The sequence below is a fragment of the Bradyrhizobium sp. 44 genome (assembly GCF_023073095.1).
GTDB lineage: Bacteria > Pseudomonadota > Alphaproteobacteria > Rhizobiales > Xanthobacteraceae > Bradyrhizobium.
Map to the genome: position 1 here is coordinate 22,826 of NZ_JADPIY010000004.1, position 18,144 is coordinate 40,969.

Consider the following 18,144-nt stretch of genomic DNA (forward strand, 5'->3'; position numbering starts at 1 on the left):
CGAGCAAAGCAATCGGGCCGGAGCCGGATTGCCGCCAAGGAAACGCTCGCGCAAAGCGCTTACGTACGCTTACAAATGCAGCAACTCCCGATAGAGTTCAATTCCGGATGAATACTGTCTCCGGTTGCCGCTCACGGGTGCGTGATGGGCTTCGTTATTTCGGCCGCCGGCAATTGTAGGCCTTGCGGAAGCCCGCAGCCTGGGCGTCGTCCTCCGAGCAGAACCAGCGGTCCGGTTTGGTGGTCGCGGGGTAGCTCGGGCAGCCCCGTAAATGGTAGATGCCGATATTGCCGGTCACGCGCGCGCGGACCGCAAGCTTGCCCTTGATGCCACAGCTCGGCGGCATCGTCAGATCCTCAGGAAACAACACCGCGCGAATCTCCTTGTCGCGGTCGGCGCGGCAGGCGGCGCCCAGGAGCGCGCCGTCCTTCTTGCCGGCGCGGAATTCCTGCGGTGCAACAAAGCAGCCCTTCCAGATTCCGGCCGAGGTTGATTTGGCGTCGGCCGCGGCCGACTTGATGTTCGCCTTGACCGGCTCCCGGGCAATGGCATAGCCGAGCTTGACGAGCTGCTCGTTCAAGCTGGTCTTGTCGCCTTCGGCCGTGCAGATCGCGCGGTGCCGCTTGCCAAAACTCTTTTCCGGTCCGACATCGTCGCAACGCACCGATCGCTTGCCAATCAGCTTGGCGAGCTGGTCGCGGGCCTCGATGCCGCAGGTCCAGGGATCGGCGTGATCGTCGATGCAGACCTGGTCCAGCTCGGGTGCGTCGACGCCGTCGAGGCGGTAGGTGACGTCGCCGAGCTGGATGGCGTTGCCATCGCGGACCGTCGCGGCGGCGGTCAGCGCCGAGGCCGGGCCGGAGGTGCCCAGAAATCCGGACAGGGCAATAAAGGAAACGAGCGCAAAAGCGCGGGCGCTGGCAAAGGACTTTCGGAAGGACATAAGGTCTCGCTATCGATGGCTCGTGCGCCTTGTTCCTAGCATCCGGATGTGGCGATACCAATGGTCTGCGCCCCGCGAAGTGCGACATTCCTACCTCGCGGCTTTACTCAGCCGTAGCTCTGATCCTATCGTTCGCGGGCCTTGCGGAGCGGAGGCCGAATCGCCCGGGAAGCGGCGAAGGGAGGAAAAATTTGCGATGAAAGACCCCGTGGACGTCCTGATCATCGGCGCCGGCGCTTCCGGCGCGGCGGTGGCGTGGTCGCTGGCCGAGACCAAGATGCATATTCTCTGCCTGGAGCAGGGCGGCTGGATGAACCCGGCGGAATATCCCAGCACGGGCCGGGACTGGGAGGCCAAGTTCTACGGCGAGTGGTCGTCGAGCCCCAACGTCCGCGGCCGCCCCGAAGACTATCCGATCAACGACGACGATTCGCCGATCAAAGTCGTCAACTATAATGCGGTCGGCGGCTCGACGGTGATGTACACCGCGCACTGGCCGCGGCTGCATCCCTCCGATTTCAAGGTGAGGACGCTCGACGGCGTCGCCGACGACTGGCCGATCGACTACGACGCGCTGACCCCGTTCTTCGAAGAGAACGACCGGATGATGGGCACGTCCGGTCTGTCGGGCGATCCGCTCTCACCGCTGACGCATCCGCCGATGCCGCAACAGCCGATGGGCTTGTCCGGTGCGATCATCGGCAAGACCATGAACAAGCTCGGCTGGCACTGGTGGCCGTCGGATACGACAGTCGCGACCATGGACTACGAGGGCCGCGCGCGCTGCATCAATCTCGGCCATTGCACGCCAGCCTGCGCGCAAGGCGCCAAGTCCTCGACCGACATCACCTATTGGCCGCACGCGGTCCGCGCCGGCGTCGAGCTGCGTACGCACTGCCGGGTGCGCGAGATCACCACCGACGAGAATGGCATGGCCACCGGCGTGGTCTATTACGACAAGGACGGCGTCGAGCAGTTCCAGCCGGCGCATGTCGTCATCATCGCCTGCAACGGCGTCGGCACGCCACGGCTGCTGCTGAATTCGGCATCGAACCGCTTTCCGAACGGGCTTGCCAATTCGTCCGGCCTCGTCGGCAAGAACCTGATGTTCCATCCTTATGCGCAGATCTACGGCTATGTGAAGGAGCCGACCGATAGCAACCGCGCGCCGCCGACCTGCCTGTGGAGCAAGGAATGGTATGACACGGACCTCTCGCGCGGCTTCGTGCGCGGCTATGGCGTTCAGTTCGTGCGCGGGGCGGGGCCGGTGTTCGAGGCTGTCGTCAGCGAGCAGAAGGGGATATTGCCGTGGGGCGCCGATCATCACCGCATCTTCCGCAAGCTCAACGGCCACCGGCTCGGCTTTTCCGCGATCTGCGAGGACCTGCCGGAGGAGCATAACCAGGTCACGCTCGATCCGGTCTTGAAGGACGGCCACGGCATTCCCGCGCCGAAGATCGACTACACGATCAGCGAGAACAGCCGGAAGATGATGGAGCATGCGCTGGCGCGCGGGCGGGAGATTCTCGAAACCGCGGGGGCGAGCGACATCTGCGTCAACTCGCCGATCCCGTGGGGCGGCTGGCATCTGCTCGGCACGGCACGCATGGGCACCGACCCCGAACGCTCCGTCGTCAATGAATGGGGCCGCTCGCACGACGTCAAGAATCTCTTCATCGTCGATGGCAGCATCTTCGTTACATCGGGCGGGGTCAACCCGACGTCCACCATTCAGGCCCTCGCGCTCTACATCGCCGACCAGATGAAGCAGCGCCTCGCCAATTTGTTCGATTGAGGCCGACATGTCCGCAGACAATCAACTGACACGCAGCCAGCGCGACGACCTCCGCGCTATCGCCGCGATGATCGTTCCCGCGAGCGACGAGTACAAGGTGCCCGGCGCCGACGATCCCGCGATCCAGGCCGACATGCTGGCGACGCTGGGGCGTGACGCCAAATTGGTGGCGGCGGCGCTCGATCATCTGGCGCGGCTCGCGGGGCAGCCGTTGGCCGAGCTCGATGCTGCCAGGCGCGATGCGGTGGCGCAGGAGTTTCGCAGTTCCGGCCGCGCGGCTGCCGCGACGCTCGTCCGCGTGGTGCTGCAATGCTACTACCGCGACGACCGTGTGCTGCGCTCGCTCGGCCTCGAGCTACGCGCGCCGTTCCCCCTGGGTTACGTGCTGCCGGATGGCGACTGGTCGTTGCTGGATCCGGTCAAGGCAAGGGCGGGCACGCTGCGACGGGCGCCCTAGCCACCCGGGCAGTCCAGCCTTGCGCCCCGGACGGGTCCCTTGCGCCTCACGGGGCAGGCCACCATCTGTGTGAGCCTCAAGGACTACTATCATGCTGGATTTCACCTCAGATACCGTCGATGACGCCGCGTCATCGCGAACGGAAACGGCTGTCCCGGTCGATGACCGGGCCCTGCTGGACGCCTATTCCAATGCCGTCATCGACGTGACCGACCGCGTCGGTCCGGCCGTCGTGCGCGTCGAGACCGGACCAACGGTGCCGAACGGCCGCGAGCGCGGCGGGCTCGGCTCGGGCATCGTGATCTCGCCGGACGGACTCGTGCTCACCAATAGCCACGTGGTCGGCTCGTCGAAGGAGATCCGGCTGCGCGACGTCGAGGGCCATGTCGGCGACGCCCGGGTGCTCGGCGTCGATCCCGACACTGACCTTGCGCTGCTCCGCGCCAACGGCGTGCGGGACTTGCCCTATGCGGCGCTCGGCAACTCCAAGACCTTGCGGCGCGGTCAGCTCGTGATCGCGATCGGCAACCCGCTCGGCTTTGAATCGACCGTTACCGCCGGAGTGGTCTCGGCGCTCGGGCGCTCGATCCGCTCGGTCAGTGGCCGCACCATAGAGGACGTGATCCAGACTGATGCTGCGCTCAATCCCGGCAATTCGGGCGGGCCGCTGGTGTCGTCGAATGCCGAGGTGATCGGCATCAACACCGCGATCATCAATGGCGCACAAGGCATCTGCTTCGCGGTCGCCAGCAACACCGCGCAATTCGTGCTGTCGGAAATCATCCGCCACGGCTATGTCCGCCGCGCCTATATCGGCGTGGCCGGCCAGACCGCGCCGATCCCGCGGCGGCACGCGGTGCTGGCCGGCGTCGAGAACAAGATGGGCGCGCTGCTGGCGCAGATCGAGCCGGACGGGCCGGCGGCGAAGGCGGGCCTGTTGTCCGGCGATGTCGTGATCGGCCTCGACGGCGTCGAGATCAACGGCGTCGACGATCTGATCCGTGTGCTCGATCGCGACCGGATCGGCCGGCGGCTGGCGATGGACGTGCTGCGGCTCGGCCGCCTGCGGGCGATCGATATCGATCCGGTCGAGCGCAAGCCGGCCCGCTAGCGTGTGGGCGCCCAAGCGGGGTATGACGGTGTCATGCCTCGCTTCGGGAACCCCGCCGCATGATGCCGGCGCATGAGACCTACGATGTCATCGTCGTCGGCGCCGGCGCCGGTGGCATGACGGCTGCGGCCGTCGCCGCCGCCGAGGGCCTGCGCGTGCTCGTGATCGAGAAGACCGCTTTCGTCGGCGGCACGACCGCATGGTCCGACGGCATGATCTGGATTCCCGTCAATGCCAAAATGAAAGAGGCGGGGCTCTCCGATAGCGTCACGGATGCCGTGCGATATTTGTCGAACACGGTGCCGGAGCCCGCCAATGCGGGCCTCCGCGCCGCTTTCCTCGCGCGCGGACCGGAGGCAGTCGCCTATCTCCAAGCCAACACGCAAGTGCGGCTCCAGCCGGTCGAGGCCTGTCCGGACTATTATCCGGAGCGATTGGGCGCGACGCCGGGTGGGCGCGTGCTCGAGCCGGTCGTCTTCGACGGCACGCAGCTGGGCGCGCATTTCGCGCGGGTGCGCGCGCCGCTGCCGGAGTTCACGTTGTTCGGCGGGATGATGGTCAACCGCCTCGACATCCCGCATCTGCGGCGGGTCGGAAAATCGCTGCGCTCGGCTCTTCGCGCGGCGCGGCTGGTTTCGGAGTATGCGTGGCAGCGCCTGCGCAGTCCGCGCGGCACGACGCTGCATCTCGGAAATGCGCTCGCCGCGCGGCTGTATGCCTCGCTGCTGGCCCGGCAGGTCGAGATCCTCTTTAGTGCGGACGTCGAAGGCCTGTCGACGCAGGGCGAGCGCGTCGGCGGCGTAATTATCCGTCATGGGGCGCGCGATCGGCTGATTGCCGCGCGACGTGGTGTGGTGCTGGCGACCGGCGGCTTTTCACACGACGCGACCTTGCGAAAACGCTTCCTCCCACCCGCGGCCGGATTTATCTCGGCGGCCCACACGTCCGGTACGGGCGACGGGCTCCGCCTCGCGACCGCAACCGGCGCAGCGCTCAATACGGATGCGACGAGCCCGGCCTATTGGGTGCCGGCCTCGCTGTTTCGGCGCGCCGATGGCAGCCGCGGCGTTTTCCCGCACACAGTGAGCGACCGCGCCAAGCCCGGCGTGATCGCCGTCAATGCGGCCGGCCGGCGCTTCGTCAACGAGGCACTCTCCTACCACGAGTTCGTGCTCGCCATGCTGCGCGACGGCGACGGCGAACCGGACCGGCCGTTCTATCTGATCTGCGACCGTCCGTTCCTGTGGAGGTACGGCCTTGGCCGCATCAAGCCGTTCACGCGCAGTGTCCGGCGCTATGTGGCGAGCGGGGAGTTGGTCGAGGCCGCTGATATCGCGCAGCTCGCCGCGAAGATTGGCATCAAGCCGTCTACACTCGCGGCGACGATCGCGAGCTACAACGAAGGCGCAAAGGAGGGCCGCGATCCCGAATTCGGACGCGGAAGCACGATCTATCAACGCCATCTCGGAGACGCAGCTCACAAGCCCAACCCGTGCGTCGCGCCCATCCTCTGTGCGCCGTACTTTGCGATGCGGATTTATCCGGCCGATCTCGGCACGGCGATTGGCCTGAAGGTGGATGCCCAGGCGCGCGTGTTGCGCGAGGACGGCACGCCGGTTGCCGGGCTCTATGCGTGCGGCAACGACATGGGCTCGATCATGAACGGCAATTGTCCCGGGCCGGGGATCGCGTTGGGACCGGCACTGACATTCGGGTACATCGCAGGGCGCCATCTGGCGGAGGGGAGTGTGGCAGCGGCGCCGATCGCCGCTACGACGTCGGTCTAACCATCTCCACTGCAGTCATTGCGAGCGCAGCGAAGCAATCCAGACTGTCTCTGCGGAAAGATTCTGGATTGCTTCGTCGCAAGGGCTCCTCGCAATGACGGCGAGAGAGTTCGGGCCTACCGCTACTCCGCAGCTGCCGCAAAACGGCTGTTCTCTAGTTCCGCTTCCAGCCGCGCCTTCTCCGTCGCCGCCAGCTTGATATTGGCTTCCTTGATATGGCCGAAGCCGCGGATCGTCTCCGGCAGCCGCGCGAGCCTCGCCAGCAGCGGGATCTGCTCCGCTTTCAGCCCGGCGATCCGCTGTTCGATCACGTCGAGATAATCCGCGACGAGCTTCCGCTCGGTCCGGCGTTCCTCGGTGCGGCCGAACGGATCGAACGCGCCGCCGCGCAGGAATTTCAGCCTGGCCAGCACGCGGAAGGCGTGAATCATCCAGCCGCCGAATTCCTTCTTCTGGAGATGTCCGGTGGTCTTGTCGCGCTGCGCGAAGATCGGCGGGGCCAGATAGAACTTCAGCTTGAAGTCGCCGTCGAATTTTTCCGAGACCTTGTTGGCAAAGCTGCCGTCGGTGTAGAGCCGCGCGACCTCGTACTCGTCCTTGTAGGACATCAGCTTGAACAGGTTTTTCGCGACAGCCTCGGTCAGCTCAGTGGACGCGGGCGAGGCCGCATTTTCCGCCTTGCGCACCTTGACGACGGCGGCGAGGTAGCGATCGGCGTAGGCCCTGTCCTGATAGCCGGTCAAAAACTCCGCGCGCGTCGCGATGATGTCGTCGAGCGACTTCGTCGGCGCGGAGGCCCGGCTCCTGAATTGCAGCACGCTACGGACCCGCGACATGTCGTAGGCGGCGAGTCGTCCCCAGCTGAAGGCGAGCTTGTTCATTTCGATCGCGGCCCCGTTGATCTCGATGGCGCGCAAGAGCGCCTCCAACGACAACGGGATCGCGCCCTTCTGGAAGGCGAAGCCGAGCATGAACGGGTTGGTCGCGATCGAATCGCCCATCAGCGCCGAGGCAATTCCTGTCGCGTCGATGATGTCGAGGTTCTTGTCGCCGACAGCGTCCCGCAGCACCGTCTGCATCGTGCCCGCCTCGAAATCGAGGTCGGGGTTTTGCACGAAGCTCGCGGTCGGCTGCAGGTCAGCGTTGACATAGGCCTTGGTCACGCCGCGTTCGGCGCGGCTGAGCGCGGAGGGACCTGCCGAGACGATCATGTCGCAGCCGAGAATGACGTCGGCGCCGCCCGTGGTGATCCGGACCGCGGAGATGTCTTCCGGCTTCGCGGCGATGCGCACATGGCTCATCACGGCGCCGTTCTTCTGCGACAGGCCGGTGAAATCCAGAGCCGAGCAGCCGCGGCCGTCGACATGGGCGGCCATGCCGAGCAGCGCGCCGATGGTGATGACGCCGGTGCCGCCGATGCCGGTGACGAGGATGTTGTAGGGGGCGTCGAGCTCACGCGCGGGTGGCAGCGGCAGGTCGGCAAACAACTGGCCTGAATCCACCGCCGAGGTCTTGATCCGCTTGAGCGTGCCGCCATGCACGGTCACGAAACTCGGGCAAAAACCCTCCACGCAGGAGAAGTCCTTGTTGCAGTTCGACTGGTCGATCTGCCGCTTGCGGCCGAACTCGGTCTCGAGCGGCTGCACCGAGACGCAGTTCGAAGCTTGCGAGCAATCGCCGCAGCCTTCGCAGACGAGCTCGTTGATGAAGGCGCGCTTGGCGGGATCCGGATACAGCCCGCGCTTGCGGCGGCGGCGCTTTTCCGCGGCGCAGGTCTGGTCGTAGACGATGACCGTAAGGCCCTTGATGTCGCGCAGCTCGCGCTGCACGGCGTCGAGCTCGCGGCGGTGATGGACGGTCGCGCCTTGCGGGAAGTAATTGCCGTCAGGGTATTTGGTGGGATCGTCCGAGACGATCGCGAGGCGCTTGACGCCCTCGGCCCAGACCTGATGCGCGATCTGGGCGACGTTGAAGGCGCCCTCGGCCGGCTGGCCGCCGGTCATCGCGACGGCGTCGTTGTAGAGGATCTTGTAGGTGATGCTGATGCCGGCGGCCGATGCCGCGCGAAGGGCAAGCAGTCCGGAATGGGTGTAGGTGCCGTCGCCGAGATTCTGAAAAATGTGCTGCTCGGTGGTGAAGGGCGCTTGTCCGATCCAGTTCACGCCCTCGGCGCCCATATGCGAGATCAAATCGGTGCGGCGGGTCGGCATGCTCAAAGCCATGCCGTGGCAACCGATGCCGGCCATGGCGCGGCTGCCCTCGGGCACGCGCGTCGAGGTGTTGTGCGGGCAGCCCGAGCAGAAGAACGGCGTGCGCGCGAGCTTGATTTGCGCGGAGGCCGGAACAGGAGTGTCAAAGGCCTCGAGCCGGGCAAGGCGCTGCTCCAGCACCGGGCTGTGGTGGCCGAGCTTGCGCAGCCGGGCCACCAGCGCGGATGCAACGAGAGTCGGCGTCAGCTCGCCCTCGCTTGGCAATAGCGGCGCGCCGCGCTCGTCGCGTTTTCCCGTCACGGTCGGGCGCCTGGACGCATCGATATTGTAGAGGATGCGCATCAGCTGGTCTTCGATGAAGCCGCGCTTCTCCTCGACGACCAGCACGTCCTGAAGTCCTTCGGCGAAGCGCTTGGCCCCGCTTTCCTCCAGCGGCCAGGTCAGTGCGACCTTGTAGATGCGCAAGCCCAAATCCTGCGCGTCCTTGTCGGTAATGCCCAGATCGGCTAGCGCCTGCCGCAGATCGAGATAAGCCTTGCCGGTCGCGACGATGCCGAGCCGTGCCGGCCTGGAGTCGAGTACAATGCGGTCGAGCTGGTTGGCACGGGCAAACGCCTGGACAGCGGCCATCTTGGGGCCGAACAGACGCTTCTCCGCGTCGAGCGGCGGATCGGGCCAGCGGATGTTGAGGCCGCCGGGCGGCATCTCGAAATCTTCGGGGAGCTTGATCTGGATGCGTTCGGGATCGCTATAGATCGAGGCCGAACTCTCCACCGTCTCGCTGATCGCCTTGAATCCGACCCAGCAGCCGGAGAAGCGCGATAGCGCAAAGCCGTAGAGGCCGAGGTCGAGGTAATCCTGCAGCGTCGCCGGGTTGATCACGGGGATCAGTGCCGCTGCAAATACCTGCTCGCTCTGGTGCGCCAGTGTCGAGGACTGGCACCCGTGGTCGTCACCGGCAAGCGCGAGCACGCCGCCATTGAGCGAGGTACCGGCCGCATTCGCATGCTTGAGTGCGTCGACCGAGCGATCAACGCCGGGCCCCTTGCCGTACCAGATACCGAACACGCCATCGACCTTGGCGCCGGGAAACAGGCCGACCTGCTGGCTGCCCCAGACGGCGGTCGCCGCGAGGTCCTCGTTCAGACCGGGGACGAAGGCGATGTCGTTCTGCTGGAGGTGTGACTTCGCGCGCCACAGCGCGTGGTCGTACATGCCAAGTGGGGAACCGCGGTAGCCCGAGATGAAGCCGCCGGTGTTGAGGCCCTGAAGCCGGTCGCGTTCGCGCTGCAACATGGGCAGCCGGACCAGCGCCTGCGTGCCGGACAGGAAGATCCGCTTCGATTCGAGCCGGTATTTGTCGTCCAGCTCGACCTGCATCAGCGTCATTTCAGGAGTCCTCGTCTCTTGTTCGGCTTTTATTCGACTTGGTATTCGACTTGGGGTTTGCGCTGCGGGAGGGAGGAGCGGCTGCGCGACGCGAATTGTGACAGTCAAAGGGATGCGCAGACGAAGTCAATATCGCTGGCCGCATCCGTGGCGCTCCTGCTAGTCATGGCTTGCTTGCGGAGGACATCATGACGGCACAAGCGTTCGATACCGAGATCACGGAGACCGACGGAGCTCTGATCGGGCCGTGGCGTCAGCCGCGTCAAATGCTGCAAGCCCAAACCTACGATGCGCACGCCTCGATCCACGACGACGCCACCGCGCAGAAGCTCGGGTTCAAGGGCGGCACCATCGAGGGTCCGACCCATTTCAGCCAGTTCGCACCGCTGGGTGCGCGTTTGTGGGGACAGGCCTGGTTCGAGAGCGGCTGTCTCTCCGCGCATTACCGCAGCGTCTGTTACGAAGGCGAGGAGGTGCAGGCGATCCTGTCGAAGCCGTTGCCCGGCACCAGCCAGTGCCAGATCCAGATGGTCAAGCGCGACGGCACGGAGGTGCTGCGCGGCACGGCCTCGGTCGGAGAACCGCACGCCGCGACCGCGCTGGAGGCGCGTCTTGGCGAACTCAAGCCGCTCACTGATCCCGTGATCCTGCGCGACGTGAAGGTCGCGCAGACGAGCCGGCGCCAGGCGGTGCGGATGGCGTTCGATCAGATCATGGGCGACCTCTATCCGTTCTCGCTGCGGCAGAAGCTCGCGGTGATCACCGAGACCTCGCCGTATTATTCAGGCGCCGGCAATCCTTCTGCGAATCCGTGGGACAGGGCGATCATCCCGATGGAGATGCTGAGCGTGCTGTTCCAGTACCGCTCCAAGGACGATCCTCTCCCGGCCAAGGGACCGGCCGTCGGTCTGTTCGCCGACCAGGAGATCAGGCTGGTGAAGGGCCCGCTGTTTGTTGACGAGGAGTACGAAGTCGAGCGCGAGGTTGTCGCGCTCTCCGGCAGCCGCCGCACCGAGAGCGCCTGGGTGAAGACGCGCGTGTTCGACAAGACAAACATTGTGGTCGCGACCATGCTGCTGAACATGGCCACGCTGAAGGATTCCTACGCGCCGTATGAGGAAGAATATCGACGGCTGTACGGAGATACTGCCCGCTAAAAACGAGCTTCGTTGTCGCTCATCCTCTAGGCAAATGCACGTCGCAAAGTCGTCGCACAGCGAATAAGCAGACGCGAGGCAGCCTGATAACGTTCTGACAGTGCAGCAAATTTTCCCGCGCTGTCCGCCCGATCGTCATTGTACACAATGGCACGGCGCTTGCAGAACTCCTGGCACAGAGAGTTCTCGCGAGGGGCGGGCGTCATGTTGAACTCAAGCAAGCCGACTTTGGGCGCGATCAGCGCCGAACCCGGGCCGATCGCACTCGACTTGTCGGCCACCGCGCTCCTCATCATCGACATGCAGCGCGACTTCATGGAGCCCGGCGGCTTCGGCGAGACGCTCGGCAACGACGTCAGCCAGCTCGCGCGCGCGGTGAAGCCGATCGGTGCGGTGCTGAAGGCCGCGCGGGATACCGGCATGCTGGTGATCCACACGCGCGAGGGCCATCTGCCCGATCTCTCCGACGCGCCGCCGGCGAAAGTCGAGCGCGGCGCGCCATCCCTTCGCATCGGCGATCCCGGTCCCATGGGCCGCATTCTCATTCGCGGCGAGGCGGGCCACGACATCATCCCGGAGCTCTATCCGCTCGACAGCGAGATCGTGATCGACAAGCCCGGCAAGGGCGCGTTCTACGCCACCGAGCTCACCGACGTGCTGGAGAAATACGGCATCGAAAATCTGCTGGTATGTGGCGTCACCACCGAAGTGTGCGTCAACACCACCGTGCGCGAGGCCAACGACCGCGGCTATCGCTGCGTCGTCATCTCGGACGGCTGCGCGTCCTACTTTCCTGAGTTTCACGAGATGGGCCTGAACATGATCAAGGCCCAGGGCGGCATCTTCGGTTGGGTCGCAAGCTCAGCCGCGGTTCTGGAGGCGATGAAGATTTCCACATCAGCGTAGGGGCATCACCATGAGCACAGGCACGACAGGGACGGCCGGCACCTCCGAGTTCAAGCCGGCACTATGGACACCGGGCGACTGGAACGCGTTTTTCGGCTTCGGCACCAACATCCTCGTCAACATGCTGGTGCTCACAGGCCTGTTACGCTTCGTTTTGAAGATGCCCGACTCACTGGTGTTCGGCCGCATCCTTCCCGCACTCGGCTTGATGATGTGTCTTTCCACCTTCTACTACGCATTTCTCGCTTATCGCCTTGCGCAGAAGACCGGCCGCACCGACGTCTGCGCGCTGCCATCGGGCGTCAGCGTGCCGCACATGTTCATCGTTACCTTCGTGATCATGCTGCCGATCACGATCAAGACCGGTGATCCGCTCAAGGGTTGGTCGGCGGGCCTGGTCTGGGTGTTCTTCCAGAGTTTTATCCTGATGATCGGCGGCTTCATTGCGCCTTTCATTCGAAAGATCACACCGCGCGCGGCACTGCTCGGTACGCTCGCCGGCGTATCCGTCACCTTCATCTCGATGCGGCCGGCGCTCGAAATGTACATGACGCCGCAGATCGGCCTGGTCTGCTTCGCCATCATTCTGGTGAGCTGGTTCGGTGGCGTGAAATATTGGCGTGGCATTCCCGCCGGTCTCGTTGCGATCGCGGTGGGCATGGTCATCGCATGGGGGTCGAACCTGTTCGGCCTCGGTCTCGGTGGACTGAGTGTCAAGGGCGTCGGTGATGCCTTCGCGAATTTCGGCTTCTCGGTGCCGATCCCGGCGGTGGGCTACGTCTTCTCCGGCTTCGAATTCCTCGGAATCATCCTGGTTACGGCCATTCCGTTCGGCATCTATGATCTCGTCGAAGCGATGGACAATGTCGAGAGCGCGGAAGCCGCCGGCGACGAATATCCGACCACGCGCGTGCTCACCGCCGACGGAATCGTCAGCCTGATCGGCTGCCTGATGGGAAATCCCTTCATCAATGCCGTCTATATCGGCCATCCCGGCTGGAAGGCGATGGGCGGCCGGATCGGCTATTCGGCCGCGACCGGCGTCATGGTGGTGGTGCTGGCCTGGTTCGGCATCATCTCGGTGCTGCTGGCGCTGGTGCCGGTCGTCGCGATCTCGCCGATCCTGCTCTATATCGGCATGCTGATCGGCGCGCAGGCGTTCCAGACCACGCCGGTCAAGCACGCGCCCGCCATCGTGCTGGCACTGACGCCGCATCTGGCTGCGTGGGCCAAGCTCCAGATCGACACGATGTTGGGCTCGACCATGAACGCGGCTGCGACGGTCGGCGGAATGGCCGCCGACAAGGCCGACGCGGTCAAGGCGGCCGCGATCGCCGCCTTGCCGCAGCAGGGCGTGTTCTATCACGGGCTCGAGATCATGGGCGGCGGCTCCATCCTCGGCGGCCTGATCCTGGGTGCGATCGGTGTCTTCATCATCGAGCGCGACTTCGAGAAAGCCTCGGCGTTCGCGCTGGTTGGTGCGGTTCTGACCTACTTCGGCTTCATGCACGGCGAAGCCGTCGGCATCGGCGGCGGCTTTGGCGTCACGCCCGCGGTCGCGTTCGCCTATGCCGTGATGGCCGCCGGTCTATTCGCGGCCAGCAGGCTCGGCGCGAGCGAGCCCTACATGCCGCATGCGGACATGCACGCGGCACCGGCGGAGTAGCTACCCGCCTTTGACGGCACCCGCGGTGAGCCCGGCGACGATCTGTCGCTGGGCGAACACCGTCAGCAGCAGCACCGGGAGGGTGACGATCAGCGCGGCGGCCGCGAGCGGCCCCCAGCTCAACTGGTCGAACGAGATCATGTTGTAGACGGCAACCGGCAGGGTGCGGGTCTCGCGTCCGGCCAGCACGATGCCGAACACAAAATTATTCCAGGAGAAGATCACGGCCAGGATGAAGGCGACCGCGATGCCGGGCTTGGCGATCGGCAGCGCGACATGGTGAAAGACCTGCCAGCGCGTGGCGCCGTCGATCAGGGCTGCTTCTTCCAGCTCCATCGGCGTCGTTTCGAAATAGCCGATCATGATCCAGATCACGATCGGCACCGTCACCACGAGGTGGATGATGATCTGCGGCACCAGCGTGCCGAGCAGTCCCAGCCACTGGAACATGAGAAACAGCGGAATCAGATAGGACAGGCCCGGCGTGATGCGGGCGATCAGGATCACGATCGCCGATTTGTGCGCAGCCATCCGCGCAATCCCGTAACCGGCGGGAACGCCGACGAGCAACGCAAGCAGCGTCGCGCTGCCTGTCACGATCAGGCTGTTGATGAAATAGGTCAGGAAGCGGTTGGAGGCGAGCACGTCGGCATAGTTCTTCCAGGCGACATGCTCGGGAATGAACACCGGCGGGTAGGCGGCGTTGTCGATCTCGAATTTGAGCGACAGCGACAGCATCCAGAGAAAGAACAGGATCGCCGGCGACACGATAAGGAACACCGAGAACCACAGGCCGATCTTGCCGATGATTTGTCTTGGACTCATGTGCCGCTCGCGATCTCGGTCCACAGCATGCGTTGGCGCGCATAAAGCATCACCGCCGCGAGCAGAACGATCAGCAGGAAGAACACGACAGCGATCGCCGAGCCGTAGCCGAGGTCGTAATAGGAGAAGGCGACGCTGTAGAGATAGATGTTGATCGTCTCCGACGCCGATCCCGGTCCGCCCTGGGTGATTGCGAAAATGATGTCGAAGCTCTTCACGGCGTCGATCATGCGGATCATGCCGGCGATGAACAGGAACGGCATGATCAGCGGCAGGGTGATGAAGCGGAATACCTGCCAGATGCTGGCGCCGTCGATCTGTGCACTTTCATAAGGCTCGGTCGGGATCGCGGCCAGGCCGCCGAGCACGATCAGCATGACCAGCGGCGTCCATTGCCAGGTCTCGACCAGCACCAGCGAGGGAATGACGGTCGCGGGATGGAATACCCAGAGCTGCGCAGGGATTCCGACCAGTGACAGCAGATAGTTCAGTACGCCGAGCTGCGGGTGAAACATCATGGTCCAGACCAGCGCGATCGCCACCGGCGTCGCCATCATCGGCATGATGAAGACGCCGCGCAGAAAGCCGCGGCCGGGGAATTTCTGGTGAAACACCACGGCCGCAAACGTGCCGAGCATGAGCGGCAGCAGCACGGAGAGTGCGGTGTAGACCAGTGTATGTCCGATGGCCTCAATGAAGCGGGGATCGGTCGTCAGCCGCAGATAATTGGACAATCCCACGAAGGTGGTCGACGAGCCGACCTTCCACTCGTTCAGGCTCATCCAGATCGTGAAGACCCACGGAAAGATGATGATCGCGATCACGACGACCAGCGCCGGCACCACGAACGGCCAGTAGGACGGCGGCCGCAACTCCTTCTCCGGCGCGGCATCAGACTGTGCCGCGCCCGGAGTCGATTGTGTCAACGCACTCACGCCTTCTCGCTACGCTCCAGGATCGGCCGGTACTGATCGTTGGCCTTCTTCAGCTCGGCGGCAGGATCGGCGCCGGACAAGGTCGCAGTGACCGCGGCGCCGACGATGTCGCGGAATTCGGCGACCGGAATCACGACGGGCAGGCCCAGCTTGCTGATCTTGCCGGAATCGATCACCGATTGCAGCCATTCCTTGGTCTTGACGCCCTTCTGGACCTCGGGATCGCCAAGGATCGAATTGCGGAACGGCACGCCGCCGCCGGCCTGCAGCAGCCGCGCGCCCTGGGTTTTCGAGACCACCCATTGGCAGAGCAGATAGGCGGCTTCCTTGTTCTTGCTCGCCGCGGCAACGCCGATGCCGTCGCCATAGGTCGAGGAATATTGGCCCTTGGGGCCGGCGGGCACGACGGTGTAGCCGACCTTGCCGACAACGCGCGAGGCGGCCGGGTCTTCCAACGGCGGCGCCCAGCCGACGCCGTCGATCCACATCGCGGATCGGCCTTGCGTGAACGAGGCCATCGACTCCATCCAGTTGAAGCCGGCGACGCCTGGAGGTGCCGACTTTGTCAGGAGCGTCTGATACAGCTTGGTCGCGGCAATGGCTTCCGGACCATCGGTCAGGATGTTGCCCTTGGCGTCGAGGAATTCCCCGCCATAATTGAGGAAGAAGTTGCTCCACATCGCCATGTTGGCGTTGCGCAAGCCGCGCCCGACAAAGCCGTAGATGCCTTCCTTGGTATCGGTGAGCTTCTCGGCCGCCGCGGCCATCTCGTCGAGGGTCTTGGGAACGGCGACGCCCTTCTTCTCGAACAGCTCCTTGTTGTAATAGAGGATGAAATAATCCACGGACCAGGGCAGTGACAGCATCTGGCCCTTGTCGTTCCTGGCATATTGCAGGCCCGCGGCCGAGAAGTCGCTCTCGACGAGATCGGGCGCGGTCAGCGCCGGATCCTTCATGAAGGGCGTCAAGTCGGCGAGCCAGCCGGCCTTCTCGAACTGCCGCTTCTGCACATGATAGCTGAGATGGACGACATCGAAGCTCGGACGGCCCGAGGTGAACTCGATCACCACCTTCTGGCGCTGCTGCTGCTCGGGAATCTGCTCCGCTTCGACCTGGATGCCGGTGAGTTCGGTGAACTCCTTGACGTATTTTTGCAGGTTGTCGCCGCGGGGGCCCTTGGCAAGGATCACCTCGAGCTTGGTCCCTGCGTATTTCTTCCAGTTCACCTCGGCGCGCGCCGGCAATCCCGTCAGGCTGAGCGCGCCAGCTGCGGCAGTGCCGGTCAAGAGCGTACGACGCGAGATTTTGTGGTTGACCACTTGAGGTCCCTCCCTGTGACTCAATTTGGGCGGATACTAGCGGCCGTTCCGCGTCTGCCTAGTCCTAATCTGTGGAATTCAGGGCCGCACCGCCGGCGTCTCCATCGGCAAGCCATGCGCCCGCGACATCAGATAGAGTTCGAGGGCGACCAGCTCGGGCGCGCCGAAATCATAGGCTTGGGCGCGGACACCCGTCATGCAACTGCGTAGCCGCCGCTCCAGCGATCCCAGCGTCTGCCATTCCAGGCGATAAAGCGGATAGCCGGTCGGCTGTCCCTGCGTGATCGGCGCGCCGGCAAGCCGCTTGTTGAAGTTGTCGTCGTGGCAATTGGTGCAGGCAAGGTTGAGCTGCCCTTCGCGCTGGATGAAGAGGTCGCGGCCCTGTTCGACGAATGGCTTCAGTTGCGGATCGTCGCCGGCCGTGATCGCGACCCCGCGCGATTGATGCGCGACGAAGGCGGACAGGGCCAGCAGGTCGCGGCTCTCGTAGGGGAGCGCCGGTGCCTGCTGATGATTGCTGCGGCAGAGATTGATGCGCTGGTCGAGCGTGACCGGGCGTGCCAGCGCCTTGTCGAAGGCCGGGTAGCGCGCCGCGACGCCTTTCATGCTGCCGCGTGCATCGCCATGGCAATCCGCACAAGCCTTGTCGGCGCTGCCGGTCTTCTTCGTCCACAACGCCTCACCGTCGAGCACGAACAGCATGCCGGGATTTGAGCTGTCGTCATCCTGCATCGCACGCGTGTCGGGCCCCATGAACGAATAGCCGGAGCGGCGCGCGTCCAGTCGAATCTCGCCGGCGAGCAGGGCAGGGGCCGTGGCGAGGAGCGCCGCGGCCGATATCGCGCGCCAAAAACTCATTCGACCGTGATCGACGCGGACGCGCTGGACGAATAGCCGTTGTCGCCGATCCATTCGAACTCGAACTTGCCGCTCTCCTTCGCGACCGTGAAGAACGACAGATAGGGATTGGCCGCGATCGCCGGGAAGAGATCGGCGCGAAAAATCTCGGTGCCGTTGTAGCGGCACGTGAAGCTCGTGATGATGTCGCGCGGGACCAGCGCGCCGTCCGCGGTATGGCGGAAGCCGGTCTCCATGATGTGCGAGGTCAACGTGCGGATCTCGACGATTTCGCCGCGTCTGGCTTTCGCCGGAACGTTGATGAGCGCGGCCATCAATTCATCTCCTCGGTGCAGGCGGCCAGCGTCACGACGATTTCGGTCGTGACCTGCCAGAACGTGTCGTCGGAAAGGCGCGCGATCGCCACCACCTTCTGGGTATCCGCGAGCCGAATCCGGGTCGAGATTTGGGCGCGGCCGGAGGAGGGGCCGAGATGGAAGTTGCCGATGTTCGGCTGCGGGTTCTTCTCGTTGAAGACGTGGATGCTCTTGACGTAGTCGTTCGCCGTCATCGGACTCGCGACGCTCACGGTCAGCGGCACCGTGTTGCCGTTCTCGACCAGCGGCGGAATGTCGAGCTTCACCTTGCCGGTGCGTACAGGTGCTTCGCCGACGACGTTGCGGATCGCGGCGGTGAGCATCGCCGGTGTCGCTTCGAGCGGTCGCAGGGTGACGATCGGGATCGTCCCGGCGACCGTCACGCTTCCGGCAAGGTTCAGGAATTGTCGTCGCGTGGTCGGCATGAACA

The 18,144-nt window shown here is 64.5% G+C and carries 15 protein-coding genes; 7 read left to right on the forward strand and 8 right to left on the reverse strand.

The annotated features are described in order from the left end of the window. Window positions 1-154 precede the first annotated feature (154 nt). The gene (locus IVB41_RS00155; RefSeq protein ID WP_247425747.1) at window positions 155-943 is read right to left on the reverse strand and encodes a thermonuclease family protein; all 789 of its coding nucleotides are present in this window, start codon (window positions 941-943) and stop codon (window positions 155-157) included. A gap of 196 nt (window positions 944-1,139) precedes the next feature. Between IVB41_RS00155 and IVB41_RS00160 the strand changes: the two genes are divergently transcribed. The 4 genes from IVB41_RS00160 to IVB41_RS00175 all read left to right on the forward strand — a co-directional run bounded on the left by IVB41_RS00160 (window position 1,140) and on the right by IVB41_RS00175 (window position 6,093). Next, on the forward strand, window positions 1,140-2,738 hold the full coding sequence (locus IVB41_RS00160) for a GMC family oxidoreductase (RefSeq protein WP_247425749.1): 1,599 nt from the start codon (window positions 1,140-1,142) through the stop codon (window positions 2,736-2,738). A 7-nt stretch (window positions 2,739-2,745) separates the two neighbouring features. After that, entirely contained in the window at window positions 2,746-3,195 is a 450-nt protein-coding gene (locus IVB41_RS00165; protein ID WP_247288434.1) for a gluconate 2-dehydrogenase subunit 3 family protein, read from the forward strand. Between the two features lie 91 nt (window positions 3,196-3,286). Next, the gene (locus IVB41_RS00170; RefSeq protein WP_247425751.1) at window positions 3,287-4,306 is read left to right on the forward strand and encodes a S1C family serine protease; all 1,020 of its coding nucleotides are present in this window, start codon (window positions 3,287-3,289) and stop codon (window positions 4,304-4,306) included. A 59-nt stretch (window positions 4,307-4,365) separates the two neighbouring features. Further along, entirely contained in the window at window positions 4,366-6,093 is a 1,728-nt protein-coding gene (locus tag IVB41_RS00175; protein ID WP_247425753.1) for an FAD-dependent oxidoreductase, read from the forward strand. Between the two features lie 122 nt (window positions 6,094-6,215). On the opposite strand, the gene IVB41_RS00180 is transcribed toward IVB41_RS00175, so the two are convergent. Next, window positions 6,216-9,692, reverse strand: coding sequence for an indolepyruvate ferredoxin oxidoreductase family protein (locus tag IVB41_RS00180; protein WP_247425755.1), 3,477 nt, complete (start codon window positions 9,690-9,692; stop codon window positions 6,216-6,218). Between the two features lie 188 nt (window positions 9,693-9,880). On the opposite strand from IVB41_RS00180, the gene IVB41_RS00185 reads away from it, so the two are divergent. From IVB41_RS00185 to IVB41_RS00195, 3 genes are all read left to right on the forward strand, one after another. After that, a complete protein-coding gene (locus IVB41_RS00185) occupies window positions 9,881-10,849 on the forward strand; it encodes a hypothetical protein (RefSeq protein WP_247425756.1) in 969 nt (322 codons plus the stop codon). 204 nt (window positions 10,850-11,053) lie between these two features. Then, the gene (locus IVB41_RS00190) at window positions 11,054-11,755 is read left to right on the forward strand and encodes a cysteine hydrolase family protein (protein ID WP_247425758.1); all 702 of its coding nucleotides are present in this window, start codon (window positions 11,054-11,056) and stop codon (window positions 11,753-11,755) included. A gap of 10 nt (window positions 11,756-11,765) precedes the next feature. Next, window positions 11,766-13,421 carry a regulator gene (locus IVB41_RS00195; RefSeq protein WP_247360077.1) on the forward strand — a complete coding sequence of 552 codons (1,656 nt, stop codon included), beginning with the start codon at window positions 11,766-11,768 and terminating at the stop codon, window positions 13,419-13,421. Here the strand turns inward: IVB41_RS00195 and IVB41_RS00200 are convergent, their stop codons facing one another. The 6 genes from IVB41_RS00200 to IVB41_RS00225 all read right to left on the reverse strand — a co-directional run bounded on the left by IVB41_RS00200 (window position 13,422) and on the right by IVB41_RS00225 (window position 18,139). Further along, entirely contained in the window at window positions 13,422-14,246 is an 825-nt protein-coding gene (locus IVB41_RS00200) for a carbohydrate ABC transporter permease (protein ID WP_027568776.1), read from the reverse strand. It lies immediately after the preceding gene. Beyond that, window positions 14,243-15,181: a carbohydrate ABC transporter permease gene (locus tag IVB41_RS00205; RefSeq protein ID WP_247425760.1), complete on the reverse strand. Its 939-nt coding sequence runs from the start codon at window positions 15,179-15,181 to the stop codon at window positions 14,243-14,245. Before IVB41_RS00205 ends, IVB41_RS00200 begins: the two co-directional genes overlap by 4 nt. Continuing rightward, the gene (locus tag IVB41_RS00210) at window positions 15,178-16,500 is read right to left on the reverse strand and encodes an ABC transporter substrate-binding protein (protein ID WP_026233315.1); all 1,323 of its coding nucleotides are present in this window, start codon (window positions 16,498-16,500) and stop codon (window positions 15,178-15,180) included. The genes IVB41_RS00205 and IVB41_RS00210 overlap by 4 nt, the downstream gene beginning before the upstream one ends. Before the next feature lie 78 nt (window positions 16,501-16,578). After that, the gene (gene soxA, locus IVB41_RS00215) at window positions 16,579-17,358 is read right to left on the reverse strand and encodes a sulfur oxidation c-type cytochrome SoxA (RefSeq protein WP_247425762.1); all 780 of its coding nucleotides are present in this window, start codon (window positions 17,356-17,358) and stop codon (window positions 16,579-16,581) included. Further along, a complete protein-coding gene (gene soxZ, locus IVB41_RS00220) occupies window positions 17,355-17,672 on the reverse strand; it encodes a thiosulfate oxidation carrier complex protein SoxZ (protein ID WP_027568779.1) in 318 nt (105 codons plus the stop codon). The genes soxA and soxZ overlap by 4 nt, the downstream gene beginning before the upstream one ends. Next, complete coding sequence (locus IVB41_RS00225) at window positions 17,672-18,139, reverse strand: SoxY-related AACIE arm protein (RefSeq protein WP_027568780.1); 468 nt, start codon at window positions 18,137-18,139, stop codon at window positions 17,672-17,674. Before IVB41_RS00225 ends, soxZ begins: the two co-directional genes overlap by 1 nt. Window positions 18,140-18,144 lie beyond the last annotated feature (5 nt).

What these genes read in the sequence shown, in the direction of transcription:
- IVB41_RS00160 (WP_247425749.1), top strand. Translation starts at nt 1,140, where the DNA reads ATGAAAGACCCCGTGGACGTCCTGATCATCGGCGCCGGCGCTTCCGGC.
- soxZ (WP_027568779.1), bottom strand. Translation starts at nt 17,672, where the DNA reads ATGGCCGCGCTCATCAACGTTCCGGCGAAAGCCAGACGCGGCGAAATC.
- IVB41_RS00170 (WP_247425751.1), top strand. Translation starts at nt 3,287, where the DNA reads ATGCTGGATTTCACCTCAGATACCGTCGATGACGCCGCGTCATCGCGA.
- IVB41_RS00225 (WP_027568780.1), bottom strand. Translation starts at nt 18,139, where the DNA reads ATGCCGACCACGCGACGACAATTCCTGAACCTTGCCGGAAGCGTGACG.
- IVB41_RS00190 (WP_247425758.1), top strand. Translation starts at nt 11,054, where the DNA reads ATGTTGAACTCAAGCAAGCCGACTTTGGGCGCGATCAGCGCCGAACCC.
- IVB41_RS00185 (WP_247425756.1), top strand. Translation starts at nt 9,881, where the DNA reads ATGACGGCACAAGCGTTCGATACCGAGATCACGGAGACCGACGGAGCT.
- IVB41_RS00180 (WP_247425755.1), bottom strand. Translation starts at nt 9,692, where the DNA reads ATGACGCTGATGCAGGTCGAGCTGGACGACAAATACCGGCTCGAATCG.
- IVB41_RS00200 (WP_027568776.1), bottom strand. Translation starts at nt 14,246, where the DNA reads ATGAGTCCAAGACAAATCATCGGCAAGATCGGCCTGTGGTTCTCGGTG.
- soxA (WP_247425762.1), bottom strand. Translation starts at nt 17,358, where the DNA reads ATGAGTTTTTGGCGCGCGATATCGGCCGCGGCGCTCCTCGCCACGGCC.
- IVB41_RS00165 (WP_247288434.1), top strand. Translation starts at nt 2,746, where the DNA reads ATGTCCGCAGACAATCAACTGACACGCAGCCAGCGCGACGACCTCCGC.
- IVB41_RS00155 (WP_247425747.1), bottom strand. Translation starts at nt 943, where the DNA reads ATGTCCTTCCGAAAGTCCTTTGCCAGCGCCCGCGCTTTTGCGCTCGTT.
- IVB41_RS00175 (WP_247425753.1), top strand. Translation starts at nt 4,366, where the DNA reads ATGATGCCGGCGCATGAGACCTACGATGTCATCGTCGTCGGCGCCGGC.
- IVB41_RS00195 (WP_247360077.1), top strand. Translation starts at nt 11,766, where the DNA reads ATGAGCACAGGCACGACAGGGACGGCCGGCACCTCCGAGTTCAAGCCG.